This window comes from Pantoea allii, from assembly GCF_046529425.1.
Classification (GTDB): domain Bacteria; phylum Pseudomonadota; class Gammaproteobacteria; order Enterobacterales; family Enterobacteriaceae; genus Pantoea; species Pantoea allii.
Genome location: NZ_CP125958.1, coordinates 2,692,915 through 2,716,009, shown reverse-complemented (window position 1 = coordinate 2,716,009; position 23,095 = coordinate 2,692,915). Strand labels below are relative to the sequence as shown.

The 23,095-nt window shown below is 53.9% G+C and carries 25 protein-coding genes and 1 other annotated feature; of the genes, 15 read left to right on the top strand and 10 right to left on the bottom strand.

What is annotated here, in order from left to right:
- Positions 1–156 precede the first annotated feature (156 nt).
- From QNH99_RS12825 to spy, 6 genes are all read left to right on the top strand, one after another.
- Complete coding sequence (locus QNH99_RS12825; RefSeq protein ID WP_410516764.1) at positions 157–1,377, top strand: aspartate aminotransferase family protein; 1,221 nt, start codon at positions 157–159, stop codon at positions 1,375–1,377.
- On the top strand, positions 1,374–2,405 hold the full coding sequence (gene astA / locus QNH99_RS12820) for an arginine N-succinyltransferase (protein WP_283356075.1): 1,032 nt from the start codon (positions 1,374–1,376) through the stop codon (positions 2,403–2,405). The genes QNH99_RS12825 and astA overlap by 4 nt, the downstream gene beginning before the upstream one ends.
- Positions 2,402–3,871 (top strand): succinylglutamate-semialdehyde dehydrogenase, encoded by a 1,470-nt coding sequence (gene astD / locus QNH99_RS12815; RefSeq protein WP_410516763.1) that lies wholly within the window; start codon positions 2,402–2,404, stop codon positions 3,869–3,871. The genes astA and astD overlap by 4 nt, the downstream gene beginning before the upstream one ends.
- On the top strand, positions 3,868–5,193 hold the full coding sequence (gene astB, locus QNH99_RS12810; protein WP_410516762.1) for an N-succinylarginine dihydrolase: 1,326 nt from the start codon (positions 3,868–3,870) through the stop codon (positions 5,191–5,193). Before astD ends, astB begins: the two co-directional genes overlap by 4 nt.
- Positions 5,194–5,241: 48 nt before the next feature.
- Entirely contained in the window at positions 5,242–6,237 is a 996-nt protein-coding gene (gene astE / locus QNH99_RS12805; RefSeq protein WP_410516761.1) for a succinylglutamate desuccinylase, read from the top strand.
- Positions 6,238–6,519: 282 nt separating this feature from the next.
- Positions 6,520–7,005 (top strand): ATP-independent periplasmic protein-refolding chaperone Spy, encoded by a 486-nt coding sequence (gene spy, locus QNH99_RS12800; protein WP_256853441.1) that lies wholly within the window; start codon positions 6,520–6,522, stop codon positions 7,003–7,005.
- Positions 7,006–7,087: 82 nt separating this feature from the next.
- On the opposite strand, the gene cho is transcribed toward spy, so the two are convergent.
- The 4 genes from cho to QNH99_RS12780 all read right to left on the bottom strand — a co-directional run bounded on the left by cho (position 7,088) and on the right by QNH99_RS12780 (position 11,104).
- Positions 7,088–7,951, bottom strand: a complete 864-nt coding sequence (gene cho, locus QNH99_RS12795) for an excinuclease Cho (RefSeq protein ID WP_063879359.1) — start codon at positions 7,949–7,951, stop codon at positions 7,088–7,090.
- Between the two features lie 69 nt (positions 7,952–8,020).
- Positions 8,021–8,908 carry an aromatic amino acid DMT transporter YddG gene (gene yddG, locus QNH99_RS12790; protein ID WP_256853442.1) on the bottom strand — a complete coding sequence of 296 codons (888 nt, stop codon included), beginning with the start codon at positions 8,906–8,908 and terminating at the stop codon, positions 8,021–8,023.
- 51 nt (positions 8,909–8,959) lie between these two features.
- Positions 8,960–9,784: an ammonia-dependent NAD(+) synthetase gene (nadE, locus tag QNH99_RS12785; protein ID WP_109716234.1), complete on the bottom strand. Its 825-nt coding sequence runs from the start codon at positions 9,782–9,784 to the stop codon at positions 8,960–8,962.
- Positions 9,785–9,901: 117 nt separating this feature from the next.
- On the bottom strand, positions 9,902–11,104 hold the full coding sequence (locus QNH99_RS12780) for a multidrug effflux MFS transporter (protein WP_096012503.1): 1,203 nt from the start codon (positions 11,102–11,104) through the stop codon (positions 9,902–9,904).
- 259 nt (positions 11,105–11,363) lie between these two features.
- On the opposite strand from QNH99_RS12780, the gene osmE reads away from it, so the two are divergent.
- Positions 11,364–11,699, top strand: coding sequence for an osmotically-inducible lipoprotein OsmE (gene osmE, locus QNH99_RS12775; RefSeq protein WP_096012504.1), 336 nt, complete (start codon positions 11,364–11,366; stop codon positions 11,697–11,699).
- Positions 11,700–11,752: 53 nt separating this feature from the next.
- On the opposite strand, the gene QNH99_RS12770 is transcribed toward osmE, so the two are convergent.
- From QNH99_RS12770 to hxpB, 4 genes are all read right to left on the bottom strand, one after another.
- On the bottom strand, positions 11,753–12,151 hold the full coding sequence (locus QNH99_RS12770) for a DUF6515 family protein (protein WP_283356078.1): 399 nt from the start codon (positions 12,149–12,151) through the stop codon (positions 11,753–11,755).
- A 195-nt stretch (positions 12,152–12,346) separates the two neighbouring features.
- Positions 12,347–13,738: an L-cystine transporter gene (locus tag QNH99_RS12765; RefSeq protein WP_096012506.1), complete on the bottom strand. Its 1,392-nt coding sequence runs from the start codon at positions 13,736–13,738 to the stop codon at positions 12,347–12,349.
- A 151-nt stretch (positions 13,739–13,889) separates the two neighbouring features.
- Positions 13,890–14,480 carry a metal-dependent hydrolase gene (locus QNH99_RS12760; protein WP_063881164.1) on the bottom strand — a complete coding sequence of 197 codons (591 nt, stop codon included), beginning with the start codon at positions 14,478–14,480 and terminating at the stop codon, positions 13,890–13,892.
- A gap of 132 nt (positions 14,481–14,612) precedes the next feature.
- The gene (gene hxpB / locus QNH99_RS12755; RefSeq protein ID WP_410516760.1) at positions 14,613–15,281 is read right to left on the bottom strand and encodes a hexitol phosphatase HxpB; all 669 of its coding nucleotides are present in this window, start codon (positions 15,279–15,281) and stop codon (positions 14,613–14,615) included.
- A 155-nt stretch (positions 15,282–15,436) separates the two neighbouring features.
- Here hxpB and QNH99_RS12750 point away from each other — a divergent pair, with 155 nt between their 5' ends.
- Complete coding sequence (locus tag QNH99_RS12750) at positions 15,437–15,973, top strand: YniB family protein (RefSeq protein WP_096012507.1); 537 nt, start codon at positions 15,437–15,439, stop codon at positions 15,971–15,973.
- A gap of 4 nt (positions 15,974–15,977) precedes the next feature.
- On the opposite strand, the gene QNH99_RS12745 is transcribed toward QNH99_RS12750, so the two are convergent.
- Both QNH99_RS12745 and ghoS read right to left on the bottom strand, forming a co-directional pair.
- Entirely contained in the window at positions 15,978–16,871 is an 894-nt protein-coding gene (locus tag QNH99_RS12745; protein WP_063879369.1) for a fructosamine kinase family protein, read from the bottom strand.
- Positions 16,872–16,949: 78 nt separating this feature from the next.
- A complete protein-coding gene (gene ghoS, locus QNH99_RS12740; RefSeq protein ID WP_063879370.1) occupies positions 16,950–17,252 on the bottom strand; it encodes a type V toxin-antitoxin system endoribonuclease antitoxin GhoS in 303 nt (100 codons plus the stop codon).
- A 351-nt stretch (positions 17,253–17,603) separates the two neighbouring features.
- On the opposite strand from ghoS, the gene QNH99_RS12735 reads away from it, so the two are divergent.
- The 7 genes from QNH99_RS12735 to pheS all read left to right on the top strand — a co-directional run bounded on the left by QNH99_RS12735 (position 17,604) and on the right by pheS (position 23,092).
- The gene (locus QNH99_RS12735) at positions 17,604–18,365 is read left to right on the top strand and encodes a DUF481 domain-containing protein (protein WP_063879371.1); all 762 of its coding nucleotides are present in this window, start codon (positions 17,604–17,606) and stop codon (positions 18,363–18,365) included.
- 247 nt (positions 18,366–18,612) lie between these two features.
- Entirely contained in the window at positions 18,613–20,541 is a 1,929-nt protein-coding gene (thrS, locus tag QNH99_RS12730; RefSeq protein WP_063879372.1) for a threonine--tRNA ligase, read from the top strand.
- A gap of 3 nt (positions 20,542–20,544) precedes the next feature.
- Positions 20,545–21,096, top strand: a complete 552-nt coding sequence (infC, locus tag QNH99_RS12725) for a translation initiation factor IF-3 (RefSeq protein WP_029519030.1) — start codon at positions 20,545–20,547, stop codon at positions 21,094–21,096.
- A gap of 100 nt (positions 21,097–21,196) precedes the next feature.
- A complete protein-coding gene (gene rpmI, locus QNH99_RS12720; protein ID WP_004157374.1) occupies positions 21,197–21,394 on the top strand; it encodes a 50S ribosomal protein L35 in 198 nt (65 codons plus the stop codon).
- A gap of 43 nt (positions 21,395–21,437) precedes the next feature.
- Positions 21,438–21,794: a 50S ribosomal protein L20 gene (gene rplT, locus QNH99_RS12715; RefSeq protein WP_006118956.1), complete on the top strand. Its 357-nt coding sequence runs from the start codon at positions 21,438–21,440 to the stop codon at positions 21,792–21,794.
- Positions 21,795–21,910: 116 nt separating this feature from the next.
- Positions 21,911–22,036 (top strand) — a sequence feature (Phe leader region).
- Positions 21,916–21,960 carry a pheST operon leader peptide PheM gene (gene pheM / locus QNH99_RS12710; RefSeq protein ID WP_106120997.1) on the top strand — a complete coding sequence of 15 codons (45 nt, stop codon included), beginning with the start codon at positions 21,916–21,918 and terminating at the stop codon, positions 21,958–21,960. It overlaps the preceding feature by 45 nt.
- 72 nt (positions 22,037–22,108) lie before the next feature.
- Positions 22,109–23,092 carry a phenylalanine--tRNA ligase subunit alpha gene (gene pheS / locus QNH99_RS12705; protein WP_063879373.1) on the top strand — a complete coding sequence of 328 codons (984 nt, stop codon included), beginning with the start codon at positions 22,109–22,111 and terminating at the stop codon, positions 23,090–23,092.
- Positions 23,093–23,095 lie beyond the last annotated feature (3 nt).

Below are 23,095 nucleotides of genomic sequence, written 5' to 3'. Positions count from 1 at the left end.
CTTTTGTAACCTATTGATATTTCGTCAGGCAATCCGTTTTATGCATTTTAGTCCTTGGCTGGCACGCTATCTGCAAACTAGAGTAGGGCCAGATTCATTACATTTTTAACAATTAACAAACAATTACGTTACCCGCTGGGGAACAGGAGAAGGGTTATGTCACTGCAGGTTTCGCGTCATGATTTTGATCAATGGATGATGCCCGTTTATGCACCCGCGAGTTTCGTACCGGTACGTGCTGAGGGATCTACCGTCTGGGATCAGCAGGGGAAAGACTATATCGACTTCGCAGGCGGCATTGCGGTCAACGCTCTCGGGCATGCGCATCCGGCGCTCCAGCAGGTGCTTCAGGATCAGGCCTCACGGCTGTGGCACACCGGCAACGGTTATACGAATGAACCCGTTTTACGCCTGGCCAAACAGCTGATTGACGCCACCTTTGCCGACCGGGTTTTCTTTTGTAACTCCGGTGCCGAGGCCAACGAAGCGGCGCTTAAGCTGGCCCGCAAGGTGGCACACGACAGGGTTGGAATGCATAAAAGCGGCATCGTGGCGTTTAAGAATGCCTTTCATGGGCGCACCCTGTTTACGGTTTCTGCAGGCGGTCAGCCAGCCTATTCCAAAGATTTTGCGCCGCTGCCTGCTGACATTCAACATGCCACATTTAATGACCTTGACTCTGCGGCTGCCCTGATTAACGACAGCACCTGCGCCGTGATTGTTGAACCGATCCAGGGGGAAGGGGGCGTTGTGCCTGCTGAACCCGCGTTCCTGCGTGGGTTGCGTGAGTTGTGTGACAAACATCAGGCGTTGCTCATTTTTGACGAAGTGCAGAGCGGCGTGGGACGCACCGGCGCGCTGTACGCCTATATGCACTATGGCGTAACGCCAGACGTGCTGACCAGCGCCAAGGCACTGGGCGGTGGCTTCCCTATTGGTGCCATGCTGACGCGAGAAGATCTGGCTCAGGTTATGGGCGTAGGCACTCATGGCACCACCTATGGCGGCAATCCGCTGGCGGGTGCGGTGGCCGGAAAAGTCATGGAACTGATTAACCGGCCTGAAGTGATGGACGGCGTCGCGCAGCGTCATGCCTGGATTGTGGCGGCACTGGACGACCTCAATCAACGCCTGCACCTGTTTAAAGAGGTTCGCGGGTTGGGCTTACTGATTGGTGCCGTGCTCAGCGACGACTTTGCCGGTAAAGCGAAACAGATCAATCTCGCGGCTGCCGAGCAGGGCGTTATGGTGCTGATTGCTGGTGCTAACGTGGTGCGCTTCGCGCCTGCACTGAACATCAGCGAACAGGAAGTGAAGACCGGTATGGCACGCTTTGCCCAGGCCTGTGAACACCTGCTACAGGGAAACGCATCATGATGGTGATCCGTCCGGTTGAGCGGGACGATCTCAGCCAACTGATGGAACTGGCGGCGAAAACGGGCGGAGGATTGACCTCGTTGCCGGTTGACAGCGCCACCTTACAGGCACGAATTGAACGCTCGCTACAAACCTGGCAGGGCACGTTGCCGCGTGCCGAGCAGGGCTATGTGTTTGTGCTGGCCGACAGTCACGATAACCGCGCGGTGGGGATCTGCGCCATTGAGGTGGCGGTTGGGCTTCAGGAACCCTGGTATAACTTTCGCGTGGGGACGCAGGTGCACGCCTCGAAAGAGCTGAATGTTTACGCCGCCTTACCGACCTTATCCTTAAGTAACGATCATACAGGCAGCAGCGAACTCTGCACGTTGTTCCTGGATGCCGACTACCGCGATGGCAAAAACGGTTACCTGTTGTCGAAGTCACGCTTTCTGTTTATGGCGAATTTCCGCGAACACTTTATGGCGCGGGTGGTCGCCGAAATGCGCGGCGTTAGTGATGAGCAGGGACACTCACCGTTTTGGGACAGCGTAGGTATCCACTTCTTCTCTATGGAATTCCGCAAAGCCGATTTTCTCAGTGGCACCGGGCAAAAAGCCTTTATTGCCGAACTGATGCCAAAACATCCGCTTTATCTGCACTACCTCACGCCGGAAGCGCAGGCCGTGATCGGTCAGGTACATCCTAAAACTGCACCCGCGCGTACGGTGCTGGAAGCCGAAGGCTTTCGCTATCGCCAGTATATCGACATCTTCGATGGCGGCCCGACGCTGGAGTGCGATATCGATGACATTCGTGCAGTACGCGAGAGCCGGTTGTTTACCGTACAAAAAGGCGATGTACAGCAGGATGCGCCGCTCTGTTTAGTGGCGAATACCGATTATCACCAGTTTCGTGTGGCACTTTTACCGGTCGATCCGACCGCGCAACGTATTCAGCTCAATGATGAACAACTGCAGGCATTACAGTGCCAGCCGGGCGACCGCCTGCGCGTGGTCACGCTGTGCAGTGAGGAGAAAAAAGCATGACGCACCTTATCAACGGACTCTGGATCAACGGCGAGTCAGGGCGCTTTACAAAACAGGACCCGGTGAGTGGCGACCTGCTGTGGCAAGGGTTAGCCGCCTCGTCAGAGCAGGTAAGCGCGGCCTGTCAGGCGGCGCGGGCGGCGTTTCCGGCATGGGCACGACAGCCTTTTACCGCGCGTCAGGCCATTGTGGAACGCTTTGCGGCACAGCTTGAGGCGCACAAAACGGCGCTGGCCGAGATCATCGCCCAGGAAACGGGAAAACCACGCTGGGAAGCCCTGACGGAAGTCACGGCGATGATCAATAAAATCGCCATTTCAGTGAAAGCTTACCATCAGCGCACCGGTGAACAGCAGCAGGGTGAGAGCGCCCTGCGCCACCGTCCTCATGGCGTGCTGGCGGTCTTTGGCCCCTATAACTTTCCGGGGCATTTGCCTAACGGGCATATCGTACCTGCCTTACTGGCCGGGAATTGCGTGGTGTTTAAACCGAGTGAACTGACGCCAGCTACCGCAGAGAAAACCCTGCAGCTGTGGCTGGCGGCGGGCGTGCCTGCCGGTGTCATTGGGCTGCTTCAGGGCGGTCGTGAAACGGGTCAGGCACTGGCGGCGGAACCGGACATTGACGGACTGCTGTTTACCGGCAGCGCGCACACCGGTTATCAGTTACATCGTCAGTTTGCCGGGCAACCGGAAAAAATGCTGGCGCTGGAGATGGGCGGCAACAATGCCTTGATCGTTGAGGACCCTGCGGACACGGATGGTGCAGTACATATTGCCATTCAGTCGGCATTTATTACGGCAGGTCAGCGCTGTACCTGCGCCCGCCGTCTGCTGGTGCGGCGCGGTGCGGCGGGCGATGCTTTTCTGCAACGTCTGGTCGAGGTGACCGCCCGGCTGCAGCCCGGCGCCTGGAATGCCGATCCGCAACCCTTTATGGGCAGTGTGATTTCCTGCGCCGCTGCCGAAAAGATTTATGCCGAATGGCAGCAGCGCGTGGCGATGGGCGGCAAGGTGCTGCTGGAGATGCGCTGGCCCGATCGTCAACAGGCGTTGTTAACGCCGGGGATTATCGACCTGACCGAGGTAGACAATGTGCCCGATGAAGAGGTGTTCGGGCCGTTGCTGGGCGTGATTCGTTATGACGATTATCCGCAGGCCATTCGTCTGGCCAACCAGACACGCTATGGGCTGTCATGCGGGTTGATTTCGCCGTCTCGCGCGCAGTTTGAACAGCTGCTGCTGGAAGCGCGTGCCGGGATCGTGAACTGGAATAAGCCCCTGACGGGCGCTGCCAGCACGGCACCCTTCGGCGGTATCGGTGCATCGGGTAACCATCGTGCCAGTGCCTGGTATGCGGCCGATTACTGCGCCTGGCCGATGGCTTCGCTGGAATCGTCTCAGCTTACGTTGCCTGATGTTTTGTCGCCGGGCCTGGACTTTTCGCCGCGAGGAGCGCGTTCATGAAAGCCATTGAAGCGAATTTCGACGGGCTGGTCGGGCTGACGCACCATTATGCGGGGCTGTCGTTTGGTAATGAAGCCTCGACGCGCAACCAGCGGCAACCCTCAAATCCACGCCTGGCGGCAAAGCAGGGCTTGCTGAAAATGAAAGCCCTGGCGGATATGGGTTTTGTTCAGGGCGTGATCCCGCCTCATGAGCGGCCCAATATCGCGGTACTGCGCCAGTTGGGGTTTAGCGGCAGTGATGCGCAGGTACTGGAAAAAGCCGCGAGAACCGCACCCGCACTGTTGTCAGCGGCCAGCTCGGCCTCGGCGATGTGGGTGGCTAACGCCGCCACGGTTTCGCCTTCTGCCGACAGCGCCGACCACCGCGTTCATCTCACCGTGGCGAATCTCAATAATAAATTTCACCGTGCAATTGAAGCGCCTGAAACGGCGGCATTGTTGCGTGCGATATTTCGCGATCCCCATCACTTCACCGTCCATGAGGCGCTGCCCCAGGTGGCCATGTTCGGCGACGAGGGTGCCGCTAATCATAACCGCCTTGGCGGGGACTATGGCGATGCCGGAATACAGTTGTTTATCTACGGTCGTGATAACTCGTCTGGCGCGGCCCCGCAGCGCTATCCTGCGCGGCAAACCCGTGAGGCCAGCGAAGCCGTCGCACGTTTACACCAGCTTGCGCCTGACCAGGTGATTTTCGCTCAGCAACATCCCCTGGTCATCGATCAGGGTGTTTTTCACAATGATGTGATTGCGGTCAGCAATCAGCAGATGCTGTTCTGCCATCAGCAGGCCTTTGTCGATCAGCCTGGGTTGCTGAACCGTCTTCGTGAACGTGTTCCGGGCTTTGTCGCCCTTGAAGTGCCCAGCGCACGTGTTTCCGTTCAGGATGCGGTCAATACTTACCTGTTTAACAGCCAGCTTCTTACCCGTGCCGACGGCAGTATGATGCTGGTGCTGCCTGAAGAGTCACGCCAGCATCAGGGCGTTTGGGATTATCTGCGTGAGCAGGTGGAAAGCGAGGGACCCTTACAGTCATTACAGGTGTTTGATCTGCGTGAAAGTATGCATAATGGCGGTGGCCCTGCCTGCCTGCGTCTGCGCGTGGTATTAACGCCAGATGAGCAACGGGCCGTTAACCCTGCGGTACTGATGAACGATCGCCTGTTTACTTCGCTAAATCAGTGGGTCGATCGCCACTACCGTGACAGATTAACGCAAGACGATTTAGGCGATCCGCAATTGCTGCAAGAAGGGCGGGTTGCCCTTGATGAATTGACCAGGCTGCTAGACTTAGGAAATGTGTATGCATTTCAGCAGTGAAGCAGGCGTTGCCATGAGGGCTGCCTGCTTCCGGTCTTAGGAGGAACGATGCAGGACTTTTTACAGCAGACGCTGTCTGGTGACGCACCGCGTATGCCTAGAGGTGAGACAGCGCATCTTCGCTGGCAGTGGTTGTATCACGGTATTCTGCTCATGGAGCCAAAGACGCCTGTGAAACAGGCGTTGGTACTTTCGGCAGGGATTCACGGTAATGAAACCGCCCCGGTAGAAATCCTTAACCAGCTTATTACGCCTTTACTTCAGGGCGAAAAGCCACTTCAGCAGCGAATGCTGGTGGTATTAGGTAATCCTTCAGCGCTGCGTGCGGGAAAACGCTATGTGGGATATGACATCAACCGGCTGTTTGGCGGTCGCTGGCAGCAGATTGACGACGGTGATGAAGCGCGCCGGGTTCTCCGTCTGGAACAGATGCTGGAGAACTTCTGGCAACTGGGTGAGTGCGATGAAACCCGTTGGCACCTGGATATGCACACGGCGCTGCGCGGTTCTTACCACACGCGTTTTGGCGTAATGCCGCTGAATGATCGGCCATGGCCAGAGCCCTTTTTGCACTGGCTGGCGGTTGCCGGGCTTGAGGCGCTGGTCTTTCACCGTTCGCCCGCGGGCACCTTTACCCATTTTAGCTGTGAACACTTTGGTGCAGCCAGCTGTACCCTGGAGCTGGGTCAGGCGCGACCTTTTGGCGAAAACGATTTGGCGCAGTTCAGCGCTGTCTCTCAGGCACTGGCAGCATTGCTGTATGGCGAGTCCTTGCCGGAAGCGCAATCTGTTCCGCGTCGCTATCGGGTAAGCCAGCAGATCACCCGCCACAGTGAAAAGTTTCAGCTTCATATGAGCGACGACACCAAGAACTTTACCGCCTTTCCGCAGGGCGCTTTGCTAGCGGAAGACGGGGAAAGGCGCTATTTCGTGCAGCAGGCGCGGGAATATGTGTTGTTCCCCAATCCCCGTGTGGCTCTGGGGTTGCGGGCTGGACTCATGCTGATCGAAGAGAGTGAGCAAACCCAGGCTTTGCCCCTTTGACGTTATCGATACAAAATAGCGGAAGACACCTTCCGCTTTACTGCTAAAGGCATTACAATTCTCCACGATTTATCCGAAATCTCCTGATTATTCATACTCTTTTTCAATTTCTGACGCCTTTCTTCTTAATCCCTCCATGATTGCCTGAATTGTGGCTTTTGCGCTTTCACGCTTTTACTCTCGCTCGCAGTAATTGACGTTCAACGTCGTATGCTTGTTTCCGAAGACGCGACAGAGTGCTGTCGTTACGAAACTGAACAAGTGAATAAAAAGGACACTGTTATGCGTAAATTAACTTCTCTGTTACTGGCTTCAACTCTGGCATTCGGCGCGGCAACGGTTGTTCATGCTGAAGCCGACAATCTGACGCCACCACCGGCAGGCACGGAAAAGCCGATGCATAAACCGATGCGTCACGGTATGGATATGATGTTTGGCGGGCTGAATCTGACACCAGACCAGAAAACCAAAATGCACGAAATTATGAAAGAGCGCCGCGATGAAATGCAGCGCCCGTCACAGGATGAACGTCGTGCAACGCACGCCATCATCGCTTCTGACAGCTTCGACAAAGCCCAGGCTGAAGCGCAGGCAGATAAAATGACCGCGAATGCCAAAGCCAACGCGGTGACCATGATGGAAACCCAAAATAAACTGTATAACGTGCTGACGCCGGAGCAGAAAAAACAGTACAACGCGAATTTTGAAAAGCACCTGACTGAAAAACGTCCGATGCACGGCAAGATGGCACCTGCACCCGCTCAATAAGCCGCACGTTAATCAGTAAAGACGGTTGAAGACCGCCGACCTTGCCCACCTGGCGTGGGCAGTGTCGGCGGTTTTTTTTATTCTAAAGGGGAATAATGGGGTAATGACCAGACAATACCGGACTGCAGAGAATTTTGTAGCCGTCGTGATCGAACCCGCCTTTGCCGCGTTTAAGGGACTTTGCCTCGTCCATCGTTTGCACGGAACCCAGATAGAACCAGTGATCGATAACGTGGATTTGCGTCAGGTGTTTACCTTCTTCCACCAGTGCCACCGCACCTTGCCATGGCCAGCAGAATACCCGGACGTTTTCCAGCGCGGCGAGCAGTCGGTCCTGATGATCGCTGACCGGTTCCTTGCCACAGCAGGCACCGGCACAGCGGCGCAGGGCAGAACGAAAGCAGCCCCGGTTGGCACTCAACGCTTCCAGCCCTAACAAGCCGTGGCACAGCTGATATTCATCGGCAAGCTGCTTAAGACGTTCCAGCGCGGCAAAACGGCTGCGGTAAAGACCAAACAGGTTCGGCGACTGGCTAAAATCGACGTCACGGGCATACACCACTTCCGGTTTACCCTCTGCGGTAATTTGCAGAGAACAAAGCTGACGATTTTTGCGCAGGCGTTTATTAAACAGGGGCTGCTGCGTTTTGATCATTTGCGCTTCCAGCAGCAGCGCACCGAGATCGCCTGCTGTGGGGATCCAGCTAACGCGCCGCGACTGGCGTAACATTTTTGCTTCATCGGGTGTACGAAAGTGGGACATCACGCGCGAACGCAGATTAACGCTTTTGCCGATGTAAAGCGGCAAGGTATCGCTGTCGCCATGAAAAGTATAAACGCCGGGCTGATTTGGCAGGCCTTCGAGCCATTCACGCAAATGTTCCGGATATTCATAAATGGTTGCCGCGTCAAATTCGAGGCGATGAGTGGCTGCACGTCTGACCAAAACGGACTCCTGTACTGGTTGTCCATACAGTGTAACAGGCAGGTTAAAGGTTCGCCAGTCAGAGATTCATCAACGCCTTGTCGCCAGCCAGCAAATCAGAGAGCCAGCGGTGATCATAGCAACGCCTTGCCAGAAGCTTATCGGTGGCGTCAGCCCCAGCCATAGCGAGGCCAGCAACGCCGAGAGTACCGGCGTGAAATAAGATGCCGTCGCCAACAGCGTCAGGTTGCCATGCTGGATGCCGTAATTCCAGGCAGAGTAGGCAACCGCCGTTGACGCGCCCATAAACAGCACTTCTGCTGCAGCGGTCACGCTAAATTGCAGCGTTTCATACTCCGTGAACAACGCGAATTTGAGCCATAGCGCCAGGGCCGTCACCATAAAAAACAGGGTGACGCCGTTGCTGCCGCGAGCATAGCGGCGCGTGATGTTGTTGTAGAGCGCCCACGCAATCGCTGCGATAAACGCCAGCAGGTAGGCTGTTGGATTGCTGGCAATATTCTGCGCCATCTTACCTGTCACATTCCCGTTAGCGCCTTTCATCACCCAGATAATACCGCAGAGGGAAAGCAGCAGTCCGGGCCACAGCCACAGGCGAAAACGCTGCTGGTTAAACGGAATCGCCAGCACGATTGTCAGGCAGGGCCAAAGATAGTTGATCATCCCCATCTCCAGCGACTGGTGACGATCGCGGGCAAGGCCGACCGCCAGTGCCAGGCAAATTTCATAACCGACAAACAGCACGCCGCCTGTAAGCAGATAGCGGCCCGGCATGTTACGTGGGTTGGGAACGCCGCGTGTGAGGCACAGCAAAACAGCGGTAGTGGAGTAAATAAGCGCGGCACCACCAGTCGGGCCAAACGCCTCGCTGACGCTGCGCAGCAGGCCGATAGTGGTGCTCCAGAGCAAAATCGCGCTCAAACCGATTAATGTCGCGCGTGGTAAGGTTGCAGGCATGGGGGTTCAGTCGGCAAAGACGCCCTTGTCAGAAGACAAGGGCGGCAAAAGTTATTTCCAGAAATCGTCAAAAACAGTGATAGGCGGACGACGCTTATGCTCGGTTTTCAGATACCAGCCTTCAATAATCTTCGCGCTGTCCGGCGCGATGGTTTTGCCTTCCAGATAGTCATCGATCATATCGTAGGTGACACCCAGCGCGACTTCATCCTGCAGGCCAGGGCGATCATCTTCCAGGTCGGCCGTGGGTTTCTTCAGATAAAGATGTTCAGGGCAGCCCAGCGTTTTCAGTAACTGTTTTCCCTGACGTTTATTCAGGCGGAAGATAGGGTTAATGTCACTGCCGCCATCACCATATTTGGTGAAGAAGCCGGTTACCGCTTCTGCGCCGTGGTCGGTACCGACCACCACACCTTTGGACATACCTGCAATGCTGTACTGGGCTTTCATCCGTTCGCGGGCTTTTTCATTACCGCGCACGAAATCGGACAGCACGATCCCCGCTTCTTTCAGCGCCCGCTCGCTGGCCAGCACCGCTTCTTTGATATTGACCACCAGCGAACGATCCGGCTGGATAAAGGCCAGAGCGTCCTGACAATCCTGCTCATCTGCCTGTACGCCGTAAGGTAAACGCACCGCGATAAAGGTGTAGTCGTTATCGCCTGTTTCCTGCCGAAGCTCCGTTATCGCCATCTGAGCCAGCTTGCCGGTCAGGGTGGAATCTTGTCCGCCGCTGATACCGAGTACCAACGCCTTAAGGCCGCTGTGGCGCGTTAAGTAGGCTTTAAGGAAATCAACGCTGGTACGGATCTCCTGGTGTGGATCGATAGTTGGCTTAACGCCAAGTGCGGTAATGATTTCCTGCTGCAGTGACATCAACATCTCCTTAAGTCTGTAGCCCGTTGGCACAATACAAAGCATGTTTTAAAGCTAACGCGCATCCCGGGAAACAACAAGCCAAAGCGACCGCTGTTTTTATTGAGACGGGCAGAATCAGACGCTTTTTACTTCGGCTGCGGGTTTTTTCGCCAGAACGGTAAACGTCAGTATAGCCAGCATGTAGCAGCCAAAAATCGTCAGCGTCATACTGATTACTGATGTCCCGCCAATGCCCGTTACCGGCACGGCAATAGCGCCCAGGGTAAAGCCGGTGACGCCAATCACCGCCGAGGCGCTGCCAGCGCGCTGTCCCTGACTTTGCATCGCCAGCGACGACGCCGTCGTGGCAATCACCCCGTTACTGGCAATGGTAAAGAACAGGGCGAGTAGCACCAACGGCAGAGGCGCATGGCTGAGCCCGGCAATCAGCAACGCACTCGATGCGACACAGGCCAGCGTCAGACCGCCTTTCAATACGCGATACTCTCCCCACAGTGGGCAGAGCCGGGCGCTGGTCTGTGAGGCGATGATTAATCCAATACCGTTTGCGGCAAAGCAGAAGCTGAACGCCTGCGGAGACAAGCCGTAAAGTTGTTGCAACACAAAGGGTGAGGCACCGATGTAGGCAAACATGCCAGACATCATCAGCCCCTGTGTGAGGCAAAATCCCATAAAAGGGCGATGGGTAATAACCTGACCCAGCGCAGCATAGGCTGAAAATACAGAGCCCTGACTACGACGTTCGGCAGGAAGGCTTTCATGCAGCTTCCAGCGCGCCAGCAGGATAAGTAAAACGGCGATACAGCTCAATACCACAAAAATACCGCGCCAGTTCAGCACGGCCATAAGTGCGCCACCTAATACCGGTGCGCCGATAGGGGCCAGGCCGTTGACCAGCATCAGCAGGGCAAAAAAACGGGTAAGTTCATGGCCGCTGTACATGTCACGCGCCACGGCCCGCGACAGGACGGCGCCACCTGCGCCCGCTAAGCCCTGAAACAGGCGGGCCAGTAACAGTTGGTGAATGTCCTGTGCCAGGGCGCAGCCTATCGAGGCGATAAACAGCAGCACCAGGGATAAGGTTAGCGGGCGCAGTCGGCCGAATTTGTCGCTCATTGGCCCGAAAAACAGCTGTCCGGCACCCAATCCGAGTAGTCCGGCAGTCAGGCTGAGCTGAGCCGTTGAGGTCGAGGTCTGGAGATCCTGCGCCAGTTGCGGCAGGGCGGGCAGGTACAGGTCAATACAGAGCGGCCCCAACGCAGCCAGTAATCCCAGGGTGATGGCGTAAACCCGTCGGTTTGGTGATGAAAGCGTCATTAATCCTCTGGAACCAGAATGCTTATTGGTGACAACGTCACTTGTGTTGTTCGCCCGCCTTGAAACGCGGGCCATTAGCCATTAAGGCAGGCCGGTCAGCGCCACTATTCGCCTGAATAACCGCTGCGTTAAGACCATTGCGGCGCATTTTATCAAATCTTTCAGGGCAGATTGAGTTTAAGTACGTCATTAACTTGAAAAAAACCGTTTTATGTTCCAGGCTTCTCAGCACATGGACAAAAAAACGAGGAACAACAAGATGAATAAAGTGATGGGATGTATCGCTGCAGCGCTGACGCTGGCTGCGCTCTCTGGTTGTACGACTTACGATCGTGCGGAAAGCTTCGTGACTAAGCCTGTGGTTAAGGATGTCAAAAAAGGCATGACTCGCGAACAGGTTCGTCAGATTGCTGGCCCTGCAGCCACTGAAATCACGATGGTGCATGCACGTGGTACCTGCCAGAGCTACGTCATTGGCGAGCGTGAAGGCAAGCCACAGACTTACTTCGTTAGCTATAACGATACCGGTCGCGTGATGAACTATGGCTTCCAGAGTTGTGCTGAGTACGATACTGACCCGCAGGTTAAGCAGTAACTACCCGCTTTAACAAGAAACGGCTCGCCATCAGGCGAGCCGTTTTTTTATGCCTATAATCCCGCCGGACGAGGGACTTCAATATAGCTGCCGTTAATTTCCCGCTGATAATAATGACCGTCCTGCACGTAGAAACGCCTGCCGTTAAAATCCAGAACCCGCATGCCGCTTTCATAGGTTTGCACGGGCGGTTCCACCACCACGTATTCTTCCCCGTGACGCTGATAATAACTGCCGTTAAGCAGGTAGTAAGTTAATCCACCGATCAACACCGCCGTCGCGGCCAGTGGCAAAACGTGGAAGTGGTCGGGACCGTGCCAGCGCGGTGCCGGGCCATGCCAGCCTAGGCCGGGTCGCCAGTGCGGGCCAGGTCCCCAGTCACCGGGACGACCAAAAGCGTGAGCTGGCGCAACTATCGCTAACGCCAGTAATGAGGCGATAACCGTTTTCATGAGTGTTCTCCTGCAGTTATTACCTGCAGAATTCTCTTTTTGCCGCATAAAGACAAGCAGAAATACCCTGTATTATTGCCCGTTTACCACGCTTAACGTTTTCTTAACGGCACCACGATAATCAAGAAGAAATATGGAGAAGATAAGACAGAAAAAGGGGGAAAGACCTGGCGGCTGGCGCCAGGTCTGCAGTGATTAACTGTGTTCTAATTCACCGTGTTCGCTGCGTTCTAAAACGCGTTTATTGGTCAGGCCCAACCAGCGGCTGGTCAGGGAACCTGCGGTCATGGAACCATTGACGTTCAGCGCTGTTCTGCCCATATCAATCAGGGGCTCAATGGAGATCAACAGTGCCACCAGAGTAACCGGCAGCCCCATTGCGGGCAGCACAATCAGGGCGGCAAAGGTCGCACCGCCGCCGACACCGGCCACGCCTGCGGAACTCAACGTCACAATGCCGACCAGTGTGGCAATCCACAGCGGATCAAAAGGGTTAATGCCGACCGTTGGGGCCACCATCACTGCCAGCATGGTCGGATAAAGACCGGCACAGCCGTTCTGTCCAATAGTGGCACCAAACGAGGCCGAGAAGCTGGCAATCGATTCGGGCACGCCAAGACGGCGAGTCTGGGCTTCAACATTCAGCGGAATGCTGGCGGCGCTGGAGCGACTGGTAAAGGCGAAGGTCAGTACCGGCCAGACCTTGCGGAAAAACCGCATAGGATTGATGCCGTTGACCGATAAGAGCAGGGCATGAACCACAAACATGATGGTCAGTCCTAAGTAGGACGCCACCACAAAGCTGCCCAGCTTAATGATGTCCTGTAGGTTAGAACCGGCCACCACTTTAGTCATCAGCGCCAGCACACCATAAGGTGTCAGTTTCATAATCAGGCGCACCAGCTTCATCACCCACGACTGCAGGGTATCGATAGCGGTCAGGACGCGCTGGCCTTTAACCTCATCGTCTTTATGGAGCTGCAGGGCAGCGACGCCAAGGAAGGCGGCGAAAATGACCACGCTGATGATCGAGGTCGGGCTGGCCCCGGTTAAATCAGCAAACGGATTCTTAGGAATAAACGACAGGATTAATTGCGGTACGGTCAGATCGGCGACTTTACCGACGTAGTTACTCTGAATCGCGCTCAGGCGAGCGGTTTCCTGTGCGCCCTGTACCAGGCCGGTGGCGTTAAGATGAAACAAACCGGTTACGAAAACGCCGACCAGGGCGGAAATGGCCGTCGTAAACAGCAGTACGCCAATAGTCAGAAAACTGATTTTCCCCAGCGAAGAGGCATTGTGCAGACGGGCCACGGCGCTGAGTATGGATACAAACACCAGCGGCATCACAATCATCTGCAGCAGTTGTACATAGCCGTTACCCACGATGTTGAACCAGCTAATTGAGGTTTTAACGATATCGCTGTTGCCGCCGTAAATCAGCTGTAGTGCCAGACCAAAAAGCACACCCAGCACTAAACCGGTCAGCACTTTTTTTGACAGGCTCCAGTTTGCGCGGCTCATGCGTGACAATAAAAGCAGCAGCACGACAAATGCTACGACGTTAAGCGTAAGAGGAATATCCATAGCAACTCCGAAGTTATGCAGCATTCCCTGGTAGGAGAGCGGCAAAGATAGTGATCGTAAAGATACGTATTCGGAAATGGTAACAGTTAGAAATGGCGCAATCTTATATCCAAATGGAATAGCTTATAACCGGGACTGTTTTGCTCCCGGCTTAGCGTTCTGATTGCGCAGAGATGAGACGACTGACGCCGTTTTGCAGCGTATCAAATACCTGGGCCGGCCAGCCATTTTCGCCAAACGACGGCATCCCCAGCGGGAACCATAAGGCATAACCAATCAGGCAAAGACAAAGCGTACGCTCCAGCTGATTGCCTTTCTGACTGTTAAGCACTGGCAGGCGAAAACGCCAGCGGCAGGGCCAGAGCAGGGGAACGCCGGCGGGGGTGAGCATATCAGCCACAATATGGCTCAGATAACCGAGCGTCATGCCCTGCAACACATCCGCCGGGACAGGCCAGCTTTTCGGCACGTTGATCTGGAACAACCACAGGCTGGCTGCCACGGCAAGCAGGCTGTGGGTAAATCCGCGATGGCCAAACACCCGCGCAATAGGGTGCGACAGCCAGCGTAGCCGCTGTCCTAACAGGGATTTAGGATGGTCGATATCGGGAAGCAGGCAGGTCAGTAGCGTGGCCGGAATCAAATGCCACCAGTCGGCATGCGCCATCACTGGGGTAAGTTCGGCCCGTTTAGCGAAAATAGCGCTGGCAACAGCAAAAAAGATATGGCCCTCGGCCGTCATGATAAAACCTGGCTGCAAGAAAAACTGTCGATGCATCCAGTATAGGGATTTATCCAGTAAATGAGAACCCGTGACGCTGTAACGAAGCGTTAATTTTTTAAGGTTGTGCAACAGGTTACAGCGTAGCCACAATTAACCCAGCAAATGCGCGCGCGTCAACTGTGTCAGGCTGCTCAGCTTAACATCGGCCAGCGACCAGCGGGCATCGTCCTGATGCGCGGCAGCCGGGACGACAACCGCGCGCATGCGCGCCGCTTTGCTCGCGACCATTCCGTTGACAGAGTCTTCCAGGGCAACGCAGTGAAGCGGATCGATACGCAACGCGTCGGCAGCTTGTAAATACACCTGCGGATGCGGCTTACTGTAGGGCAGATTCTCCGCCGATGACAGCACGTCAAAATAGTGGCGCAGGTTGAACATTTCCAGCACGCCTTCCAGCATAAACAGTGGCGAAGCCGAGACAAGGCCGATTTTCAGGCCATGCTGTTTGCACAGTGTCAGTGCCGATTCAACGCCGGGTAGCAGCGGGCGCTGCGTGGCGATCAGTTCCATCGCGCGGGCGATGATGCGCTGAGTCACTTCTTGCTGGCTCGGTCCTGACCAGGGCAGGGTTTCGTACCACATGCGCACGGTCTGGTCGATGCGCAGCCCCAGCGTATCGGGGAGCTCATGGCGGCGCGTCAGATCGAGATTCAGAGTTGAAAAGATATCCATTTCGGCTCTGTCCCAAAGCGGTTCCGAATCGATCAGCAATCCATCCATATCAAATAAAGCAGCATAAACAGGGCGGTGGTAAGGCATGAGGCTCTCCCGTAAACATGACGGCCTACTTTATCACGAACGGGGGAGGCTCGCTCAGGAGAGGCATTACGGGCGCAGCCCGCGCTTTTTTTTGGGAAAACGCCCTAAGGGCAGGTAGACTAGAGGCTAACAGGATTTTGGGTTCAGGAGATATCATGACCTATCAACAGGCTGGCCGCATTGCCATCCTTAAGCGTGTCGTCGGCTGGATAGTTTTTTTACTGGCGTTAGTATCCACAATAATCTCACTGCTGAGTTTTTTATTTAAGCACAGTGAAAAGAAGCCTGGCATTGATGCCGTTATGCTTGATTTTATTCATGTTATGGTCGACATGATTCGTTTTAATACGCCGTTCCTGAACGTTTTCTGGCATAACTCACCTGTGCCGGACTTTAACGGACAGATGAATCTGGGATTCTGGCTTGTCTATATTTTGATCTTCGTCGGTCTGGCGCTGGAAGCTTCAGGTTCCCGCATGGGACGTCAGGCGCGCCACGTGCGGGAAGGCATTGAAGACCAGATGATTCTTGAACAGGCTAAGGGCAGTGAAGGGCGCACACGTCAGCAGTTAGAAGAGAAGGTGCGCGTACCTCGCCACACCATTTTCCTGCAGATTTTCCCGCTCTATATTCTGCCGGTGGTGATTGCCATCGCGGGATATTTCCTGCTTTCTCTGCTGGGTTTTCTGTAACCGGTCAGGCCGGTTTAGCCTGACCGGCCGCCAGTGCATCATCATCCAGTAGCTGACCTACGGCAAGCTGCGCGGCTCCCAGCCAGTTGCCGCCAAAGACGTTCGCCCGATTTAGCAGATAATAAAGCTGATAGACCGGCTGGCGCTGTGAGAAGCCATCCGGTAACGGCCAGGTCTGGTTATAACCGTCAAAGATTTCTCTGGGCAGATCGTTAAACCAGCTCAGCATGGCCAGGTCACATTCCCGATCTCCCCAGTAACAGGCCGGATCAAAAATCCATGGCCCACTCTGGCTGGCTGCGCAATTGGTGGGCCACAGATCGCCATGGAGCAGAGAAGGTTGGGGATGATGTGATGCCAGCGTTCGCTGCACGCAGTCGACAATCAGATCGGCATCGCCATACAGGATGCCTTTCTCTGCGGCGATTTGCAGCTGCCAGCCGATGCGCTGTTCTGCAAAAAAAGCAGACCAGCGCCGTAGCCAGCTGTTAGGTTGTGGCGTGGTCGTCAGGTTATTGTCAAAATCAAGACCGAACTGGGGCTGCTCGCTCCACTGATGCAGGCGCGCCAGCTGCTGTCCTAACTGATGCGCGCTGTGCGCGTCGAGAGGCTCAGGCTTGATGTACTCCAGCAGAATGAAACTGTAATCCCGATCGCTGCCGACGCCGTATACTTCCGGCACGCGGACGGTCTGCGTTCGGCGCAGCAGGGCGAGTTGATCGGCTTCCCAACTGAAAAGCGTCACCTTGTCGCGGCTGTTACATTTTACAAATACATCCTGGTCGCCATAGCGAATCAGCCAGGCAGGATGTACGTCCCCACCGGGAAGTTCAAGACGTTGGGTAATATCGGCGTGACCAAATGGCTCGTTTAACAGACGACTAATGGCTGACCACATCGGGTTATCCTCTTTATTCGCTGCCTGAGTTCGATTGTAACCTGTAACCTCTCTCGAAAATCTGCGCTTGCGCACAGACTATTCTGGCGAACGGGCAGCGTCGCGCAGAAAATCTTCAAGCGTGGTCAACGTAACGTCGGGTTTCTGGCCCAGCGCGCTTTCGCCAGCGGCAATGGCTTGCTGTTTTAAATCTTCGTGTGTAAGCGTGGTGACAATGCCAAAACTGTTGGTGCCAAGCTCGTGGGGGTTCCCCTTATCATCCATCAACGTGGTAGAGAAGCCGCCTGATGTCAGCGCGCCGGTCAGTGTCAGAACGTCAGCGAGTCCGCTTTCCTGATAATGAAACGTGACGACATAGCGGTGTAAATCCCCGTTACTCATTTTGCACCTCGACATGGTTAAATAACACACAGCGTAGTACATGGCGAAAAAACAGGCGAATAATGAAGGAGATGAGCTTAAAAATCAGATCAATCTGTGCGCAAGTCACGGCGGGAGTGCGAAAGAAACCCAATGTAAATCTTGTAAATGAACAGATGCCATTTGGTAAAAATGGCTCTATAATGCGCGCCGAAATCAGGTTAACGCCCAGTGAATGCACGGCGTTACGCTAATGTATGCCGTTCTGAGCGAATTCATGTTTTTTTACAAAAGTTACCGTAAATTGCATTGATCGCATTGGGAAACCCTTCAGAATCTTCGTTTTTAAAACTGCCGCACGGATCACATTTAATGAAAGCCTTTAACAAGCTGTCTGCTGTTCTTTTGCTCTCTGCCGGAGCGTTTTGTCACCAGGCGCTGGCCGATAATGCTGTCTTTACCGCAATGGATGACCCATCCACGGCTAAAAAGCCTTTTGAAGGTTCTGCCTCTGCGGGTTACCTGGCACAAAGTGGTAACACCACCAGTTCATCATTGACCGCACAAAGCAATATGACCTGGTACACAGAATCAATGGCCTACAGCTTGTGGGGCAATGCCGCAAACACCTCTGCTAACGATGAGCGCTCTTCTGAAACCTATAACGTTGGCGCACGTTCCCGTTATAACATGAGCGCCTATGACTATCTGTTCGGTCAGGCGAGTTGGTTAAGCGACCGTTACAACGGCTATGATTCCCGTGATGTGCTGACCGCCGGTTACGGTCGTCAGATTCTGAATGGTCCAGTGCATTCGCTGCGTGCTGAATTCGGTCCGGGTGTACGTTACGATGATTACCGCGGCGGCGATCACAAAACCCAAGGCCTGGCCTACGGTGCGGTGAGCTACCAGTGGCAACTGACCGATACGACCAAGTTTATTCAGGGCGTATCTGTGCTGAGTTCACTGGGCGAAGATACCACGGTCAACTCAGAAACCGGTTTGCAGGTTGCCATCAACGATCACTTTGCCCTGAAACTGGCTTATAACGTGACCTGGAACAACAACCCACCGGCTTCTGCGCCAGACCATACCGATACCCGAACCTCAGTCATGCTGTCCTACGCAATGTAATGCGCGTTCACAATGGCTGATCAATCGCGGTCTGGCACAGTGCCTGGCCGCTTTTTTTTGATCTCTCTGAGGGTTAGCGTAAAACGCATGGGTTTTGCTCGCGCCTGAAAACTGCTATTATCCGTACCGCATTACACTCCTGGCGACATTCCGACAATGTGGGTCTGATATACCGCCAGGTCAATAAAACTACTCAATTTTGTATGTAAGCTTTCGTGTGGCTTACCACTGCAACTAAGGACATTCTATGCCTGTAATTACGCTTCCTGATGGCAGTCAGCGTTCGTACGATCGCCCTGTCAGCGTTATGGACATCGCGCTTGATATTGGTCCCGGTCTGGCAAAAGCCTGTATCGCTGGACGGGTTAACGGTGAACTGGTTGATGCGGTTGATCCCATCACCGAAGACGCGTCTGTAGCCATTATCACAGCAAAAGACGAAGCGGGTCTTGAGATTATTCGCCACTCTTGCGCGCATCTGTTAGGCCATGCCATTAAGCAACTGTGGCCCGATACGAAAATGGCGATTGGTCCAGTTATCGACAACGGCTTCTATTATGACGTCGATATCGATCGTACCCTGACGCAGGAAGATATCGAGCTGCTGGAAAAACGCATGCATCAGTTGGCCGAGACCAACTACGATGTGGTGAAGAAAAAAGTCAGCTGGCAGGAAGCGCGTGATGTCTTTGCTGCGCGCGGTGAAGTCTATAAGACCACCATCCTGGATGAGAACATCAGTCATGATGATCGCCCAGGACTCTATCATCATGAAGAATACGTCGATATGTGCCGTGGCCCGCACGTGCCGAATATGCGTTTCTGCCATCATTTCAAACTGCAGAAAATTTCGGGTGCTTACTGGCGCGGTGACAGCGATAACAAAATGCTGCAGCGTATTTACGGTACAGCATGGGCAGACAAGAAACAGTTGGCAGCTTACCTGCAGCGTCTGGAAGAGGCGGCGAAGCGCGACCATCGTAAGATTGGTAAGCAACTCGACCTTTACCATATGCAGGAAGAAGCGCCGGGCATGGTTTTCTGGCATAATGACGGCTGGACTATTTTCCGCGAGCTGGAAGTGTTCGTCCGTAGTAAGCTAAAAGAGTACCAGTATCAGGAAGTTAAAGGTCCGTTTATGATGGATCGCGTCCTGTGGGAAAAAACGGGTCACTGGGAAAACTACAAAGATGCGATGTTCACGACCTCATCTGAGAACCGTGAGTACTGCATCAAACCAATGAACTGCCCGGGGCACGTGCAAATTTTTAACCAGGGGTTAAAATCCTATCGCGATTTGCCGCTGCGTATGGCTGAGTTCGGTAGCTGCCACCGTAATGAACCCTCAGGTGCTTTGCACGGTCTGATGCGTGTTCGTGGCTTTACCCAGGATGATGCCCATATTTTCTGTACTGAAGACCAGCTGCGTACTGAAGTTAACAGCTGTATCCGCATGGTTTACGACATGTACAGCACCTTTGGCTTTGAAAAGATCGTGGTGAAACTGTCCACGCGTCCTGAAAAGCGCATCGGTTCTGATGAAACCTGGGATCGTGCAGAAGAAGACCTGGCTGCGGCGCTCAATGAAAACAACATTGAGTTTGAATATCAGCCGGGTGAGGGTGCGTTTTATGGCCCTAAAATTGAATTTACACTATACGATTGCCTTGACCGCGCCTGGCAGTGTGGAACAGTTCAGCTAGACTTTTCCCTGCCTAAACGCCTGGATGCTACCTACGTGGGAGAAAACAACGATCGTCAGACCCCGGTGATGATTCACCGTGCGATTCTGGGATCGATGGAGCGCTTCATCGGTATTTTGACCGAAGAGTTCGCGGGTTTCTTCCCAAGCTGGCTGGCACCGATGCAGGCTGTGGTAATGAATATTACCGACGGTCAGGCAGAATATGTTGAGACTTTGACACGTAAATTGCAGAATGCTGGCATTCGTGTGAAAGCAGACTTGAGAAATGAGAAGATAGGCTTTAAAATCCGCGAGCACACATTACGTCGCGTCCCTTATATGTTGGTCTGCGGTGATAAAGAGGTGGAAGCTGGCAAAGTTGCCGTTCGCACCCGCCGTGGTAAAGACCTTGGGTCGATGGATGTCGATGTGTTTGTTGAGAAGTTGCAACAAGAGGTTCGCAGCCGAAATCTTCAACAATTGGAGGAATAAAGTATTAAAGGCGGAAAACGAGTACTACCTACGCGTCCGAACAAAATTAACAGTGAAATCCGCGCGACCGAAGTGCGCTTAACAGGCATGGATGGTGAGCCGATTGGCATTGTCACATTACGCGAAGCTTTGGAAAAAGCCGAGGAAGCGGGTGGCGACTTAGTCGAAATTAGCCCGAACGCCGAACCGCCGGTCTGCCGAATTATGGATTACGGCAAGTTCCTCTATGAAAAAAGCAAATCTTCTAAGGAACAGAAGAAGAAGCAAAAAGTTATTCAGGTTAAGGAAATCAAATTCCGTCCTGGAACCGATGATGGCGACTATCAGGTCAAACTACGCAACCTGATTCGCTTTCTGGAAGAAGGCGATAAAGCCAAAATCACGCTCCGTTTCCGCGGTCGTGAGATGGCGCACCAGCAGATCGGTATGGAAGTGCTTAACCGCGTCCGTAAAGACCTGTGTGAAGATCTGGATTTGGCCATTGTCGAATCCTTCCCTTCGAAGATCGAAGGCCGCCAGATGATCATGGTGCTCGCTCCTAAGAAGAAACAGTAGGCATTCAAGTAGCAATGGCCGCGCAGCGCTTGCGTTGCGCGGTTTGTTGTTCGCCTGTCTGGGTCATGTTATCAACAATGCGAAGTGGATATTTTTTAAAATGCCAAAGATTAAAACTGTACGTGGCGCGGCTAAGCGCTTCAAGAAGACCGCTTCTGGCGGCTTCAAGCGTAAACACGCAAACCTGCGTCATATTCTGACTAAAAAATCTACTAAGCGTAAACGTCACCTGCGTCCGAAAGGCATGGTGTCTAAAGGCGATCTGGGTCTGGTTATCGCCTGCCTGCCGTACGCATAAGTAAATTTTTTAATTAATTCAGAATATTAAACAGGAGAGCTAAATGGCTCGTGTAAAACGTGGTGTAGTTGCTCGCGCACGTCACAAAAAAATCTTAAAACAAGCTAAAGGTTACTACGGTGCACGTTCACGTGTTTACCGCGTTGCCTTCCAGGCTGTTATCAAAGCTGGTCAGTATGCTTACCGCGACCGTCGTCAACGTAAGCGTCAGTTCCGTCAGCTGTGGATCGCGCGTATCAACGCAGCGGCGCGTCAGAACGGTATGTCTTACAGCCGTTTCATCAATGGTCTGAAAAAAGCAGCCATTGAAATTGACCGTAAAATCCTGGCCGACATCGCCGTATTCGACAAAGTGGCATTTACTGCACTGGTAGAAAAAGCGAAATCAGCGCTGGCGTAAGTCAGTTGAAAAAGGGAGCTTGCTCCCTTTTTTATTATCTGTAACCTGAGCAAAAGATTGACTTTTTCACCGCTGCGCATTTCAATAGTGCCGTTGAGAATCACGACAAGGTAACGCAAGCATGAATGCTGCTATTTTCCGTTTCTTTTTTTACTTTAGCGCCTGACAATCAGGGGCTTTTGCGCATAAGAAAAGAAACGAAAAATCGCGCTGAAAGCCTCCCACGTGGAGGCTTTTTTTGTTTTTGGCGCTGGCATATTGGACCGCCAGGTCCCAACACGTACTAACCAGCCTGACTGGAAAAAGAGGAAAACATGTCCCAACTAGCAGAACTGGTGGCGAACGCCACGGCGGCCATCGATGGGGCGACCGATATCGCCGCCCTTGACGCGGTGCGCGTCGAATATCTGGGGAAGAAAGGGCATCTGACACTGCAGATGACCACACTGCGCGAGCTGCCAGCGGAAGAGCGTCCTGCTGCAGGTGCCGTGATTAACGAAGCCAAACAGCAGGTAACGGAACGCCTGAACGCGCGTAAAGAAGAGATGGAGTCAGCGGTGCTCAACGCGCGTCTGGCGGCAGAAACCATCGATGTCTCCCTGCCGGGACGTCGTATCGAGAACGGCGGCCTGCATCCGGTTACCCGTACCATCGATCGTATTGAAACCTTTTTTGGCGAACTGGGCTTTGCGGTCGTTACGGGGCCGGAAATTGAAGACGATTATCATAACTTCGATGCACTCAATATCCCAGGCCATCATCCGGCGCGCGCCGATCATGACACCTTCTGGTTCGATGCCACGCGTCTGCTGCGTACCCAAACCTCTGGCGTGCAAATCCGTACCATGAAGAACCAGCAGCCACCGCTGCGCATTATTGCGCCGGGCCGAGTTTATCGTAACGACTATGATCAGACGCACACGCCGATGTTCCATCAAATGGAAGGCCTGATCGTTGATAAAAATATCAACTTCACCAACCTGAAGGGCACGCTGCACGATTTCCTGAACAACTTCTTTGAGGAAGACTTGCAGATTCGTTTCCGTCCTTCCTATTTCCCGTTTACCGAACCGTCCGCGGAAGTGGATGTCATGGGTAAAAATGGCAAGTGGCTCGAAGTGCTGGGTTGCGGCATGGTGCATCCGAATGTCCTGCGTAATGTCGGTATCGATCCGGAAATCTATTCAGGCTTTGCCTTTGGCATGGGCATGGAGCGCCTGACCATGCTGCGCTACGGCGTGACCGATTTGCGCGCATTCTTCGAAAATGATTTACGTTTCCTCAAACAATTTAAGTAAGGG

What these genes read in the sequence shown, in the direction of transcription:
- QNH99_RS12825 (WP_410516764.1), top strand. Translation starts at nt 157, where the DNA reads ATGTCACTGCAGGTTTCGCGTCATGATTTTGATCAATGGATGATGCCC.
- astA (WP_283356075.1), top strand. Translation starts at nt 1,374, where the DNA reads ATGATGGTGATCCGTCCGGTTGAGCGGGACGATCTCAGCCAACTGATG.
- astD (WP_410516763.1), top strand. Translation starts at nt 2,402, where the DNA reads ATGACGCACCTTATCAACGGACTCTGGATCAACGGCGAGTCAGGGCGC.
- astB (WP_410516762.1), top strand. Translation starts at nt 3,868, where the DNA reads ATGAAAGCCATTGAAGCGAATTTCGACGGGCTGGTCGGGCTGACGCAC.
- astE (WP_410516761.1), top strand. Translation starts at nt 5,242, where the DNA reads ATGCAGGACTTTTTACAGCAGACGCTGTCTGGTGACGCACCGCGTATG.
- spy (WP_256853441.1), top strand. Translation starts at nt 6,520, where the DNA reads ATGCGTAAATTAACTTCTCTGTTACTGGCTTCAACTCTGGCATTCGGC.
- yddG (WP_256853442.1), bottom strand. Translation starts at nt 8,908, where the DNA reads ATGCCTGCAACCTTACCACGCGCGACATTAATCGGTTTGAGCGCGATT.
- nadE (WP_109716234.1), bottom strand. Translation starts at nt 9,784, where the DNA reads ATGTCACTGCAGCAGGAAATCATTACCGCACTTGGCGTTAAGCCAACT.
- QNH99_RS12780 (WP_096012503.1), bottom strand. Translation starts at nt 11,104, where the DNA reads ATGACGCTTTCATCACCAAACCGACGGGTTTACGCCATCACCCTGGGA.
- osmE (WP_096012504.1), top strand. Translation starts at nt 11,364, where the DNA reads ATGAATAAAGTGATGGGATGTATCGCTGCAGCGCTGACGCTGGCTGCG.
- QNH99_RS12770 (WP_283356078.1), bottom strand. Translation starts at nt 12,151, where the DNA reads ATGAAAACGGTTATCGCCTCATTACTGGCGTTAGCGATAGTTGCGCCA.
- QNH99_RS12765 (WP_096012506.1), bottom strand. Translation starts at nt 13,738, where the DNA reads ATGGATATTCCTCTTACGCTTAACGTCGTAGCATTTGTCGTGCTGCTG.
- QNH99_RS12760 (WP_063881164.1), bottom strand. Translation starts at nt 14,480, where the DNA reads ATGACGGCCGAGGGCCATATCTTTTTTGCTGTTGCCAGCGCTATTTTC.
- hxpB (WP_410516760.1), bottom strand. Translation starts at nt 15,281, where the DNA reads ATGCCTTACCACCGCCCTGTTTATGCTGCTTTATTTGATATGGATGGA.
- QNH99_RS12750 (WP_096012507.1), top strand. Translation starts at nt 15,437, where the DNA reads ATGACCTATCAACAGGCTGGCCGCATTGCCATCCTTAAGCGTGTCGTC.
- QNH99_RS12745 (WP_063879369.1), bottom strand. Translation starts at nt 16,871, where the DNA reads ATGTGGTCAGCCATTAGTCGTCTGTTAAACGAGCCATTTGGTCACGCC.
- ghoS (WP_063879370.1), bottom strand. Translation starts at nt 17,252, where the DNA reads ATGAGTAACGGGGATTTACACCGCTATGTCGTCACGTTTCATTATCAG.
- QNH99_RS12735 (WP_063879371.1), top strand. Translation starts at nt 17,604, where the DNA reads ATGAAAGCCTTTAACAAGCTGTCTGCTGTTCTTTTGCTCTCTGCCGGA.
- thrS (WP_063879372.1), top strand. Translation starts at nt 18,613, where the DNA reads ATGCCTGTAATTACGCTTCCTGATGGCAGTCAGCGTTCGTACGATCGC.
- rpmI (WP_004157374.1), top strand. Translation starts at nt 21,197, where the DNA reads ATGCCAAAGATTAAAACTGTACGTGGCGCGGCTAAGCGCTTCAAGAAG.
- rplT (WP_006118956.1), top strand. Translation starts at nt 21,438, where the DNA reads ATGGCTCGTGTAAAACGTGGTGTAGTTGCTCGCGCACGTCACAAAAAA.
- pheS (WP_063879373.1), top strand. Translation starts at nt 22,109, where the DNA reads ATGTCCCAACTAGCAGAACTGGTGGCGAACGCCACGGCGGCCATCGAT.